General features: G+C 71.1%; 12 protein-coding genes. 7 read left to right on the top strand and 5 right to left on the bottom strand.

Annotated elements, in window-relative coordinates; translation table 11 throughout:
- Nucleotides 1-330: 330 nt before the first annotated feature.
- The gene (locus ACZ303_RS31670; RefSeq protein WP_467343926.1) at nt 331-975 is read left to right on the top strand and encodes a PepSY domain-containing protein; all 645 of its coding nucleotides are present in this window, start codon (nt 331-333) and stop codon (nt 973-975) included.
- A gap of 4 nt (nt 976-979) precedes the next feature.
- Here the strand turns inward: ACZ303_RS31670 and ACZ303_RS31665 are convergent, their stop codons facing one another.
- Nucleotides 980-2131, bottom strand: a complete 1152-nt coding sequence (locus tag ACZ303_RS31665; protein ID WP_467343925.1) for a PP2C family protein-serine/threonine phosphatase — start codon at nt 2129-2131, stop codon at nt 980-982.
- Nucleotides 2132-2262: 131 nt separating this feature from the next.
- On the bottom strand, nt 2263-2718 hold the full coding sequence (locus tag ACZ303_RS31660; protein WP_467343924.1) for a carboxymuconolactone decarboxylase family protein: 456 nt from the start codon (nt 2716-2718) through the stop codon (nt 2263-2265).
- A 113-nt stretch (nt 2719-2831) separates the two neighbouring features.
- On the opposite strand from ACZ303_RS31660, the gene ACZ303_RS31655 reads away from it, so the two are divergent.
- Entirely contained in the window at nt 2832-3725 is an 894-nt protein-coding gene (locus ACZ303_RS31655) for a sigma-70 family RNA polymerase sigma factor (RefSeq protein WP_467343923.1), read from the top strand.
- Nucleotides 3726-3806: 81 nt separating this feature from the next.
- Here ACZ303_RS31655 and ACZ303_RS31650 read toward each other — a convergent pair whose 3' ends face one another.
- The gene (locus ACZ303_RS31650; RefSeq protein ID WP_467343922.1) at nt 3807-4781 is read right to left on the bottom strand and encodes a ScbA/BarX family gamma-butyrolactone biosynthesis protein; all 975 of its coding nucleotides are present in this window, start codon (nt 4779-4781) and stop codon (nt 3807-3809) included.
- Nucleotides 4782-4951: 170 nt separating this feature from the next.
- On the opposite strand from ACZ303_RS31650, the gene ACZ303_RS31645 reads away from it, so the two are divergent.
- A complete protein-coding gene (locus tag ACZ303_RS31645; RefSeq protein ID WP_467343921.1) occupies nt 4952-5623 on the top strand; it encodes a ScbR family autoregulator-binding transcription factor in 672 nt (223 codons plus the stop codon).
- 145 nt (nt 5624-5768) lie between these two features.
- Here the strand turns inward: ACZ303_RS31645 and ACZ303_RS31640 are convergent, their stop codons facing one another.
- Complete coding sequence (locus ACZ303_RS31640; RefSeq protein WP_467343920.1) at nt 5769-7082, bottom strand: sensor histidine kinase; 1314 nt, start codon at nt 7080-7082, stop codon at nt 5769-5771.
- 427 nt (nt 7083-7509) lie between these two features.
- Here ACZ303_RS31640 and ACZ303_RS31635 point away from each other — a divergent pair, with 427 nt between their 5' ends.
- Nucleotides 7510-8175 carry a class I SAM-dependent DNA methyltransferase gene (locus ACZ303_RS31635; protein WP_467343919.1) on the top strand — a complete coding sequence of 222 codons (666 nt, stop codon included), beginning with the start codon at nt 7510-7512 and terminating at the stop codon, nt 8173-8175.
- Between the two features lie 130 nt (nt 8176-8305).
- Here ACZ303_RS31635 and ACZ303_RS31630 read toward each other — a convergent pair whose 3' ends face one another.
- A complete protein-coding gene (locus ACZ303_RS31630) occupies nt 8306-8998 on the bottom strand; it encodes a ScbR family autoregulator-binding transcription factor (protein WP_467343918.1) in 693 nt (230 codons plus the stop codon).
- 438 nt (nt 8999-9436) lie between these two features.
- Between ACZ303_RS31630 and ACZ303_RS31625 the strand changes: the two genes are divergently transcribed.
- The 3 genes from ACZ303_RS31625 to ACZ303_RS31615 form a co-directional block, all read left to right on the top strand.
- Nucleotides 9437-10228, top strand: a complete 792-nt coding sequence (locus ACZ303_RS31625) for a response regulator transcription factor (RefSeq protein ID WP_467343917.1) — start codon at nt 9437-9439, stop codon at nt 10226-10228.
- A gap of 533 nt (nt 10229-10761) precedes the next feature.
- Complete coding sequence (locus ACZ303_RS31620) at nt 10762-12069, top strand: acyltransferase domain-containing protein (protein ID WP_467343916.1); 1308 nt, start codon at nt 10762-10764, stop codon at nt 12067-12069.
- 326 nt (nt 12070-12395) lie between these two features.
- Nucleotides 12396-12490, top strand: a 95-nt coding sequence (locus ACZ303_RS31615; protein WP_281179312.1) for a biotin carboxylase N-terminal domain-containing protein, incomplete at its 3' end; no start/stop codon positions are given.

The raw sequence follows: 12490 nt of genomic DNA, 5'->3' as shown, positions 1-12490 counted from the left end.
CCATGGACAACGTCAACTCCGCGTACTGAGCCGACCCCAGGCAGCACACCACGCCGAAGGGCGGCGGCACCACACGGTGCCGCCGCCCTTCGGCGCGTTCTCGGCTCGCCGGCCGGCCGACCCCTTGCCTCTGGTGAGGCTGTTGCGGAAGCTGGGCGGGCGTCGCGGTGGCCGCGACCGCGACACCCGCGACCGCCGCGGTCAACAAGCCGTACCGACGCGTCACCTGAACCACCTCGCGCCCCTGACCTGCCCTTGGCCTGCCTGACTCACGCTCGTGGGGGTATGTGGCACCACCGACGATCCAGTAGGAGGTGTCACAGTTTGCGCATGGTACGAAACACCACAATGTGCGCCCTCTTCCTTGTGGGAGTGACGGCGCTCGGCCTCAGCGCCTGTTCCGACTCGGACTCCGACAAGAAGAGCGACAACGCCAGCGGCACGCCCGCCCCGGCCACCTCGATGAATTCGGCCACGTCGCCCGGCGCCTCGGCCAGTCCCTCCGGCAGTGCCTCGGCGGGCACCGCGGGGGTCACGGCGACCGTCCGGGACGCGATCAGGGCCCTGGACACCGCCGACCGCGACGTACCGGCCGGAAAGTCCTTCGACCTGGAGAAGGAGACGGACGCGGACGGCAACCGCGTCTGGGACATCAAGGTCGCGTCGAACGGCAAGGACCAGTACAACCTCTCCGTCTCCGAGGACGGCGCGAAGGTGGTGAACAAACGGCAGGACATGACACCGGACGACGACGTCACCAAGCTCGAGGACGTCAAGGTCTCGGCGCAGGAAGCGGTGCGGCAGGTCGCCGAGAGCCGCCGGGGCGAGGACCTGAAGTCGGTCGAGATCGACCGCGACGACGCGGGCACGACCGTCTGGCAGGTCGACACCGTCAAATCCGGCGCCCAGAACGCCACCGAGACGATCCTCGACGCCCGGACCGGAAAGCCACTCGGCGACAAGACCAACGACTGAGGGCTCAGGCCGCTCCGCGGCGGACGGCGATGACCGCGGCGTCGTCGCCCAGATGGCCCTGCGCATGGGCCGACAGCTCGTCGCGCAGCCGCCGTACGACGTCCTGGGGACGGTCCCCGCCCCAGGCCGCCGCCCGTTCGACCAGGGGGAAGAACACGCCGTCGGCGTCACGGGCCTCGATGACGCCGTCGGTGTAGAGCAGCAGGACATCACCCTCCGCGAAAGCGAACGTCTCCACCTCGTAGTCGTCCTCGGACGGGGCGGCGGACGCGGGATCGGTGGAGTCGGCGAGCCTGCCCAGCCCGATGGGCAGGTGGCCGGTCCTCGTCCGGAGAGTGACGACGCCCTCCTCCCGGAGCAGGAGGGCCGGCGGGTGACCGCAGGAGAGCATGTGGACCACGGGCTGGTCATCCGGGAAGTCCAGGAACAGCGCGGTCGCGAAGGACTCGTCCTCGTCCGGCTCCGCCGCGTCGCGCCACTGGGTGGTGTCCCAACGCACCGCGCCGTCCAGGTGGATGGCGAGACGCGGCAAGGTGGCCTGCCGGTGCGCGGCGGCCCGGAACGCCCCGAGCAACAGCGCGGAATGGCTGATCGCGGCCAGACCCTTGCCACGGACGTCGCCGATGAGCAGCCGGGTGCTGCCGGTCGTCGTGCGGGCGGCCGCGTAGAGATCGCCGCCCATCTCGGCCTCGGCCTCGGCGGGCAGATACAGGCACGCGATCTCCAGGGGACCGCTGCTGCGGGGAAGCGGCTGCAGCAGGACGTGCTGGGCCGCCTCGGCCACCGACTTCACGCGGTACAGCTCCCGCTCGTGGCGGTCCCGCACCAGGCAGAAGACGACCAGCAAGGACGAGACGAGGACCAGCGAGGCGAGCTGCGCCTGAATGTTGGCGGTGTCCACCACCCCGCGTACTCCGGCGATCACCATCAGGGCCGCGACGGTGAGCGCGCCGACCAGCGCCGTCAGGCGCGCGCCGGCGAACGCCACCGTGATCGCGGGCGCCGCCACCAGCAACGGGCCCAGGTGGATGCTGCGCGGGGAGAGGATGTCGACGAGACAGACCGTGACGATCAGCCCGAGCGGGATCACCACCCGCACGGGCGAGTGACCCGGCTGCCAGGAGTGGCTGAAGTGCGTCAGCGGCCGAAGGGACACGTCCCAAGTCTGCCACCGGGTCGCCTCCCGGCCCCGGTAGGCGCGACCCGGCGGCCCCACCGGACGGCGAGGGGCGTCCACCCCCGCACGCGCCGGACCCGCCCCCTCCGTCCCGATGGCGGCCCCGCCCGCTACCAGCCCGCGCCCGCGATCTGCCGGGTGGTGACGTTGAAGCGGTTGAAGAGGTTGGTCACACCGATCCAGAGGACCAGCCCCGCGAGCTGCCGCTCGTCGAAGTGGGCGGCGGCCTCGTCCCAGATCTCGTCGGGCACCGGGTCGGGCCGGTCGGCCAGCCGGGTGGCGGACTCGGCGAGCGCCAGCGCGGCGCGCTCGGCATCGGTGAAGTACGGCATCTCCCGCCACGCCGAGACCGCGAACAGCCGCTCGTCGCCCTCACCCGCCTTCCTCGCGCCGCGCACGCCGCTGTCGACGCAGGAGCTGCAGCCGTTGATCTGGCTCGCGCGCAGGTGGACGAGGTTCAGCGTCGTCTCCGGCACACCGCTGTTCTTCGCGGCCTTGAGCAGATCGAGGACGGCCGGCATGGCTTCAGGAAGGATGATCGCGGGGTTCTGCATACGTGCCTGCATCGCTGCTCTCCTCTGATGCGTATCTCGTGTGTCACATCGACCGACTCTTCTGTCACATCGACGCGCACCGGTTCGTCAAAGCACTGACGGATCACGACGAGAGAATGTGACGGATGGACGAGAACGAATTTCTGGCGGCACGCTTCGAGACGCACCGCACCCACCTGAGGGCGGTCGCCTACCGGATGCTCGGCTCCCTGAGCGAGGCGGACGACGCCGTGCAGGAAGCCTGGCTGCGGCTGCACCGTTCCGACACCAGCGATGTGGCGAACCTGGGCGGATGGCTGACGACCGTCGTCGGCCGGGTGTGCCTGGACATGCTGCGCACACGTGCCTCGCGGGGCGAGGAGTCGCTCGACGTCCGCGTGCCCGATCCGCTCGTGAGCGGCCCGGACGGTGTCGACCCCGAGCACCAGGCGCTACTGGCCGACTCGGTGGGTCTCGCGCTGCTCGTGGTGCTCGAAACGCTGGCCCCCGCCGAGCGTCTCGCGTTCGTCCTGCACGACATGTTCGCCGTGCCCTTCGACGAGATCGCCCCCATGGTCGGGCGCACCCCGGCCGCGGCGCGGCAGCTCGCCAGTCGCGCACGCCGCCGGGTACAGGGCGCGGCCACGGCTCCCGACGCCGATCTCACCCGTCAGCGCCAGGTCGTCGACGCCTTTCTCGCCGCGGCCCGGGACGGCGACTTCGACGGGCTCCTCACGGTGCTCGACCCGGACGTCGTGCTCCGCGCCGACTACGGCGACGCGCCCGTCCTGGCCTCCCGCTTGGTCCACGGCGCGAGGGCCGTGGCCGGCCAGGCGCTCACCTTCTCCCGGCTCGGCGGCTCCGCCGGCCTCGCCCGGCCGGCGCTCGTCAATGGAGCGGTGGGGATGGTCGTGTACCGGGAGGGGCAGCCGTTCTCGCTGTTCGGCTTCACGGTGTCGGGCGGCAGGATCGTGGAGATCGACATCCTGGCCGACCCGGAGCGGCTGCGCGGGCTCGATCTGGCGCTCCTCGACGACTGACGCGTACATCGGCGACCGGCGCGAGCTCGCGGACGCCCGGCGAGCTCGCGCCTCCGCCGGGAGGCCGTGCGGCACAGGCGCTCAACTGCCCCCGTGGTGGTGGTGCTTGGTGAGGTGACTGGTGAAGACGGGCTCGTCGTTCTGATGGGCGGTCACGGTAATGGTGGTGATATGAGGTGCGGGGGTGGTGTGTGTGGTGATGTAGGTGGGTTGATTGATTTCGGCGAAGCGGTGGAACGTGGTCCTGGTGGCGGTGGGGTGGAACGGGGCGGCGGGGCTGGTGAGGTGCGCTGCCTGGTAGGCGGCGTCGAGGAGGGCGAGGCCGGGGACGTGGTCGAGGGGGTGGTCGTAATGGGTGGTGTTGGTGATGTCGTTACGGAGCAGGAACCGGCGGGGCTGCGCGGTGGGGGCGATGAGCACCTGGGGCTGCGCGGTGCGGCCGATGTGGTGTGGGGGAACAGGGGTGGGGAGAGACGGCTGGTGGGTGACGGCCTGGTGGAACTCCCCGCGGAGGCGGCGGTAGACGGTGGGCGGGATCCACTCGAAGGTGGTCTCCGCGGTGCCGATGACGTGGTCGTTCTGCACAAGCGACATATGGATGTGCAGGGCGGTGGTGCGGTCGCGGCGCGTCGTGGTGGGGGTGGCGGTGAGGTGGAGGGTCGTCTCCGCCGCGCGGTGTGACGGGGGTGCGGGGCGGGTGGGGTCGAGGGTGTAGTGGAACGTGTGGAGGAGGGTGGGGTGGTTGAGCGGGGCTTCGTATTCGGCGTGGGCGATGAGAAGAGCGGCTTGGCGTATGGTCTGGGCGACGGTGACGGGGTCATGGTGGGTCCCGTGGCCGGGGATGTGGCGAGTGGTGCCGCCGGGCCAGTGCGCCGTGACGGTGTAGTGGTGGGTGTCGAGGCGCTGCCAGGTCGTGCAGAGGACGCCTTCGTTCCGGGTGAGGTGGACGAGCTCCTTGGGGACCAAGGCGGGCGAGGTGGGGCGGGGGAGGCGCAGTGCGACGTCCGGGGCGCGAAGGCTGCTCGTGGGGCGGGGGTGGAGCAGGGTCTGCGTCATGGTGGGTTCTTCCTTAGCGGTGGCGTGGATGTGTGAAACCGGCCGATGGGTGGACCCGGTGATAAGATACGTACTATCCGGTTTGGTTTTCAATTGGTCGTGAGGTGGCTGACCGCCGCTCATGCCGACCACCGGTGGTGTCAGTAGCAGCGATTTCGGGAGGTGCCCTCGTGGCGAAGCAGGCGCGGGCGATCCAGACACGCCGTGTGATTCTTGAGGCGGCCGGTTCGGTTTTCGACGAGTTCGGCTATGAGTCCGCGACGATCGCGGAGATCCTGTCGCGGGCGGGCGTGACCAAGGGGGCGCTGTATTTCCATTTCGCGTCGAAGGAGGAATTGGCGCGGGGTGTGTTGGCGGAGGCCCTCACGACCGAGGGCGTGGTGCCCCGGGAATCGAAGCTCCAGGAGTGGGTCGACGTGGGCATGGTGCTGGCGCACCGGTTGCCCAGGGAGCCCTTGCTGAGTGCCTCGATCCGGCTGTCGGCGGATCGCAGGGCGCGGGAGTTGTTCGGTACGTCGTGGGCGGGCTGGATCGATTTCATCGCGGAGCAGTTGGCCGGGGCGCGGGAGCAGGGTGAGCTGTTGCCGCACGTGGACGTGCGGGCGACGGCGACGTTGTTCGTGAGCTCGTGGACGGGTGTCGAGATCGTCGCGACGGCTCTGGAGGACGGGGCCTCGTTGGAGTCGAAGATCGCGATGTTGTACGACTACTTCCTCCCGGCGATCGCGGTGCCGGGCGCGTTGCGCGGTCTGGACACCGCGCCGGACCGGGGCCGCCGGGTGTGGCAGGACCGGGAAGCCGCTGTCGCGGAGGAGAAGTCGACCGCGGCCGCCGGGGTCTGAGTGTCCGTGACGGGCTTCGGCCCGGGGCTCGTCCTGTCCGGGGCGGGCCCGATCTTTTTTGGCGGCGCGTCCACGCCACGCCCGGCCCGGACGTCCGTACCGGGTGCGCGCCGCTCGCGCCGACCACCGCTCTCCCGCCGCCGTGTCAGGAGGCGGGACGGGGGCCGAGGGGGAGGTGGATGCTGATGCGCGTTCCCTGCTGGGGCGCGGTCTCGATGGTGAGGCGGCCGCCGACGTCCTCGATGCGTTCGGTCATGGAACGCAGTCCCTGATGGCGAGGGTCGGGGGGTGTGGTGAGGCTGAAGCCCCTGCCCTGGTCCTCGATGCGGGCGTGGGCCCAGCGGCGAGTGGTACGGGTGGTGATTTTGATCTGGCCGGAGTCGGCGTGGGCGAAGCTGTTGCAGAGGCTTTCGCGGATGGCCAGGAAGAGTTCACGCCGTGACGCGTCGGAGAGCAGCCGCTCGTCGCCCGTGCTGGTGACGGTGACGTCCACGCCGGCGGGAGCGGTACGAGCGGTGAAGTCGCGGACGGCTTCGGCCAGGGGCGGCTGCGCGGCTTCCCGGTGCAGGTCGCCGGTGAGGTGGCGGCTCGCGTGGAGGGCTTCGCGTATCAGGTGCTGTGTGCGCGCGATGTCGCCGTCGCCGCCCCCGCTCGCGTCCTCGCTCCGGCCGCGGATCGGGGCGTGCGGCTGGAGGTGGCGCAGCGCCTGGGTGAGGGGGGTGGTGACCTGGTCGTGCACTTCGCGGGCCAACCGGCGGCGCTCCCGCCACAGTTGCTCGGCCTCCCCGGCCGGGTAGGAGCGTTCATCCGGGTCCACCGGGCCGCCGCCGGGTGGCGTGGCCGGGGCGGCGAGGGTTTGTGCGATTCGCGCGGCACGGCGGGCGGCGGTGGCGCTGTCGGGCGCGCTCTCCCACACTTCCCGCAGGGCGCACTCCAGGAGCAAGGGGGAGGCGGCGGCCCAGGCCCGGACGTGATCCGGGCCGGGACGGGTGGGCGCCAGGTGGTGGGCGCCGGTCAGTGCCAGGCGGGCGCGCGCCATGACGTAGGAGCGCAGCGCGGGCCCCTCGCCTCCCGGACCCCCCGACCGCCCGTCGTCGTCCCCATCCGCCGAGAGGTCGGCTCTGTCCTGCGGGTGGTGTGCGGGACGCGTGGCACATCGCCCTGCCCCGCGGGGAGTTGGCCCGCTGGTGGGCAGGGCCGCTGCGAAACGGCGCAGGATGGCTTCGGTGTCGGCCGACGGTGTCGGCGGCGGATCGTCGGCGGGCCGGCGCTGTGCCGGGACCCGGACCCCCGCGGTGGCGGCCGTGGCGCGGTGCTGCCGTGGGCCTGCCGCCGTTGTGTGCCAGGCGGGCAGGGACCGGTTCAGGCCGTCCTGCAAGGCCGCGGTGAAGCCTTCCCCCACGACGGCTTCCAGCAGTCCGGCCCCCTGCCGGCCTGCGGAGCGAATAAAGGTGTCCACGATTCCCCCTCGTGTGTGTGCCCGGGACGTCCTCCCGAAAGAGGCCGTCCCTTTGCAAGGCGCGAGCGCACGCCCGTCGGAGACTCCGGTGACCAGCGATGATGCGCTTGCCGTGGTGCCACTCGACGACTCGGACGTTAACAAACCGGCTAGCCTGTTTGTCAAGGGTGGGCTGGGTCGCCTGACGTGCGCGGATGATTGCGCCGGGCCGAGAGTGTCCGCATTTGAGGGTTGACGAAAACCGGTTCGTCGGTTTTTCTGGCCACGAATGGTACGGACCACTGCCTCAGGAGGGAGGTCCGTGTGGTGCCGGGGTCGAGAAATGGCCACTTCCGGCCAACCGTGCGATCCCTGAGCCCTGTTCGCAACTGTTCGGGCCGATCCCACCGGCCGACCCCCGAGCGACCGACGACTATGGTGATCAACTGTGAGCGAACCGCACTTCACGAGCACCACTCGGACGTTCTACGACGCCGTGGCCACCGACTACGCCGACCACTTCCGCACCGCGCTGGAGACCAGGCCGTGGGATCGGGCCGTACTCGCCGGCTTCGCGGAAATCGTGACGGCCGCCGACAACGGGCCGGTCGTCGATCTCGGCTGCGGCCCCGGTCGTGTGACGGCGCATCTGCGCGGACTGGGCTTGCCCGTGTACGGGCTCGACCTGTCGCCGCGGATGGTGGAGATCGCCCGGCGGGAGCATCCGGACCTGAGGTTCGAGCAGGGCTCGATGGCGGCCCTGGACCGGCCGGACGGGGCTCTCGGCGCCATCGTGGCCTGGTACTCCATCATCCACACCCCGCGCGAACACCTGCCGGAACTCTTCGCGGAGTTCCACCGGGTGCTGGCCCCGGGCGGCCACCTGCTGCTCGCCTTCCAGGTCGGCGACGAACCCCTGCACCTGGAGCGGCCGTTCGGCCACCCGGTCTCACTCGACTTCCACCGGCGGCAGCCGGACCACATAGCCGAGCTGCTGGGCCGGGCGGGGATGGTCGTACGGACACGGCTGCTGCGCGAGGCCGACGAGGGCGTGGAGGAGGTGCCGCAGGCCTACCTCCTGGCCCGTAAACCGGTCGGCGTCGACCGGCCGTGACGCCTGGTGGCTCCCATGCGTCCCGCTGCCGGACCCCGCCTCGCGCGGGGGGCCGGCCTTGTGGGCCCGCATCCGTGGGGCCGGCCGTACGCGCTGAGGTGTCGAACGGGGGTGTGGGGGCGGCGGGTTTTCAGACCCCTGTGGGGGTGGGGGTCTGGCGCAGCGGGTTGTCGCCGGGGCTGGTGGTGCCTCCGGTGGTGTTGATGACGGATTCGGTGCCCGCCGGAGTCAGCGTCGCCAGCGCCTCCGGGGTGGCCAGGGAGGGCAGGAGGGCCTGCCACAGACCGGTGAGGGTCGAGCGCGAGAGCCAGTCGCGGTCGTGGCGGGCGAGCGCCTCGAAGCCGACGGTGGCTCCGACGATGGCGGCGGTCATGTCCTCCTGGGCGAGCCCGGGCAGCAGGGCCCCCTCCTGCTCCGCCTGAAGCAGCGCCTGGCGCACGCATGTCGTCCACTGGCCGCGCAGGTCGCTCTCGGGGGCATGCGGGGTGCGGCAGTTGAGCTGATAGCCGGCACGGACCACGATGTCCCAGCGCAACTGCTGGGCGAACAGGTGGGAGGCGTCGATCAGGGTCTGCAGGGCGCCGGTGCTCTTGCGGTTCACGCTGCGGGCCACCGCTTGCAGCGTCCGGGCGGCCTCGGCCTCGACGGCCTGGGCCATGGCGGCCTTGGTGTCGAAGTGGAAGTGCAGTGCGCCGGAGCTGACCCCGGCACCGGCACTGATGCCGGCGAGCTTGGCCCGGGTGTAGCCGTGCTGGTCGAACGCCTGGGCCGCGGAACGGATCAGCGCGTGCCGGGTGTTCATGGCCCGTTCCTGCTTGGTCACCGGGGACTCCTGCGGCAGTTCACGGCACGGGCGGGGCACGCGGCGCCCGCGGCGGGGGCCGCGGGCGCGGTACGCGCGTGGGGGTGTGAGGGGAGGCACAACGTCATGCGGACATGAAACCAACTAACTGGTTTTATTTCTAGTTGTACAGGCGATCGGAACGGCCGTCCGTAGGGTCGGCGTCGCCCCGGTGTCGCCACCCGCCCTCCCCTCCGCGCTTCATCCGCATCCCATGTGACGTGCGTGAACGCCGTACAGATGCCGTCTTGTTGCGGCCGTTGGGCGCCAGTCGGGGCGTGGAGGCTGTCTGAAATTACCTCTTGTGTGCGCACGCCGCGTTCCCTCCAAGAGCTTTGACAAACCGACAAGCCGGTTTGTAATCTCATGTTGAACGGTCGGCTCGCGGCCCAGCGCCGCGTGGACGTGCAGGAGCAGCGGATGAACCAGCAAGCCACCAGCCTTCTCGACCCCCATATACGCGCCCAGCGCGTGCCCCGCCCTCGGGCGGCGCCCACTGCCGCGGGCCCCACCGGCGCCGCGGCCCCCACCGGGTCACCGAGTCGGACCATGAAGGTCCTGGTGATCGAAAGCGATGTCCGGGCGGCGGAGTCCCTCACCCAGGGTCTGCGCCGTCACGGCTACGAGACCGACACCGTCGACACCGGCGGCAAGGCTCTCCAGGTCTACCGCGGTGCGGATCTGGTCCTGCTCGATCTCGAGCTGCCCGATCTGGACGGTTTGGAGGTCTGCAGGGCCATCCGGGTCGCCAGCGACGTTCCCGTCATCGCCGTCACCGCCCGGGCCAGCGAACTCGACCGGGTCCTGGGCCTGCAGGCCGGCGCCGACGACTATGTCGTCAAGCCCTACGGCTTCCGCGAGTTGATGGCCCGTATCGAGGCCGTCATGCGCCGGGCCCGCCCTCAGCAGGCACCCGTGGCCCAGATCATCACCAGCGGCCCGCTGACCATCGACGCCGGTACGCGCGAGATCCGGCTCAGCGGACGCCGTATCGAGGTCACCCGCAAGGAATTCGACCTGCTCCACCTGCTGGCCTCCCGGCCGCAGAAGGTCATCTCACGCAAGCAGCTCATGACCCAGGTCTGGGACGACTCCTGGTCGCGGCCCGGCCGGACGATCGACACCCATGTCAGCAGCCTGCGCGGCAAGCTCGGCTCCGCCGACTGGATCATCACCGTACGCGGTGTCGGATTCCGCTTCGGCCACGCCTGAGCCCACCGGACGCGCCTGGTCGCGTCCGACCGGTCCCGGCGTCGTCGTCCGGGGTCGTCGAGACAACTCCGACGAAGATTCACAAGATTCACCAAGGTCTGATGGGGGAATTCCTTGATGTTCTGTTCCGCGCCGCCAATACTTTTCGCACCACCAAGAATTCCGCGGCCCGAGCGCCGATCGGCTGCACAAGAACGCTTCTTGTCGCCCCGCTCCGCGCACCCGAGCCCACGCGAGCGCACCGGAAAAACGCGGCGACCACGCCCGTAGACCTGGGCCCGCCGCCGCACCCGCGGCCGCGCCACGCACCCCGGCCAACGGCCCGCCGCCCGCGTCACCCGCGGGCCGCCCGTCCGTGGGACCGCGACCGCACACGTCGCCTGCCGCCGCCCGGCACAGCCCGGCGCGCGCCTGTCGGCCGCTCGCCGTCCCCGAGGGCCCGCCCATGGTGCCGGACACCGCCGGCCCCCGCCGAATCCGCGGAGTGCGCCGACGCACCGGAATTCCCGACAACCACGCGAGGCAGAACATCCATGAACACCATCACCGCCGACGCCACGGCCACCGTCCCGGCTCGTACCGGCTCTCCCTTCATCGCGCCTTTGCTGCTGTCCGCCGCCACGGAGGAGGACCTGCGTTCCCAGGCCGACCGCCTTCGGGGCCTGACGCACGTCACCCCTGTCGCTCCCGCCGCTGAGACGGCCGCGGGGGACGGGCACCGGGCCGTGGTGATCGCCGCCGACCAGGACGAGGCGGTACGCACCTTGGAAGCCCTGGCCGCCGGCGCCCCGGCTCCCGGCGCCGTCACCGGCCGCCCGGCACCCGGCGGTCTGGCCTACCTGTTCACGGGACAGGGCGCCCAGCGACCCCGCATGGGCCAGGAGCTCCACGAGACCTTCCCCGCCTACGCGGACGCCTTCGACGAGGTCTGCGCCGCCCTCGACGCGCACCTCGCCCGCCCGCTGCGCGAGGTCATCGCCGACAGCGACCCGGCGACGCTCAACCGCACCGAGTTCACCCAGCCGGCCACCTTCGCCGTCGAGGTCGCCCTCTTCCGTCTCCTGGACGGCTGGGGCCTGCGCCCGGACGTGCTGGCCGGGCACTCCATCGGCGAGATCGCCGCCGCGCACGCCGCCGGTGTCTTCTCCCTCCCCGACGCCGCCCGCCTGGTGGCCGCCCGCGGCCGCCTGATGCAGGCACTGCCGGCCGGTGGCGTCATGGTGGCCGTGCTGGCTTCCGAGGAGGAGGTCCTCCCTCTGCTCGCCGGCCGGACCGACACCGCCGGTATCGCCGCCGTCAACGGGCCCACGTCCGTCGTCGTGGCCGGTGCGGCGGAGAGCGTCGAGGAGATCGTCGCCGAGCTCAAGGCCGCCGGCCGGAAGACCCGCCGCCTGCCGGTCAGCCATGCCTTCCACTCGCCCCTGATGGAAGACGTCCTGGACGATTTCCACGCGCTGATCGAGGACACCGCCTTCGGCCGGCCCACGATTCCGCTGGTGTCCACGCTCACCGGCCAGTTGGCGGGTGAGGACATCCGTACGCCCGGCTACTGGGTGCGGCACGTCCGTGGCGCCGTACGGTTCGCCGACGCCGTGCGCGCCTTGGAGGGTGCGGGCGTGTCCACGTACCTGGAGATCGGTCCCGACGCCCCGCTGACGGGTCTGGCGAAGTCGTGCCTGGGCGCACCCGAGGCGGCCGCTCTGCTGCCGACCCTGCGCCGTGCCCGACCCGAGGCCCGCACACTGGTGACGGCGCTGGCCCACGCGCATGTCCGCGGCGCGGAGGTGGACTGGCCGGCTTTCCGGCGCGGCATGACCGGTGCCGGTGGTGCGGGAGCCTGATCGGCCTCCGGCCCCGGCGGCGGCACGCCGTCGGGGCCGGAGGGCACCCGGCTGCCCGAGATGTGGGCGGGTGTGGAGCACCGTGGCTTTTGTTGTGCGTATGACGTGATGGATGGGGCGTTGACGGGCGACGGGGGAAGTTTACGAAGGTCTGTACTGGGATGTCTTGATCGTTGGCGTGGGGGCGGGAAGGGTGGGGGTAGGTGCTGTGACCACCGGTGTCTGTTGCGCGCTCGCGCGCTGTCTGTCCGCCTGTCCACGTGTTGTCGCCCGGCTGCCTGTCTGTCTTCGGGGCGGTGGGTGTTGTGAGTGAAGAGGGAGTTGTTGTGCGCAAGGTGCTCATCGCCAACCGTGGCGAAATCGCTGTCCGCGTTGCTCGTGCATGCCGTGATGCGGGGATCGGGAGTGTGGCGGTCTACGC

The sequence above is a fragment of the Streptomyces sp. NPDC023527 genome (genome assembly GCF_055560115.1).
The sequence above is the reverse complement of the archived record's forward strand: the minus strand, read 5'-3'. Positions and strand labels throughout refer to the sequence as shown.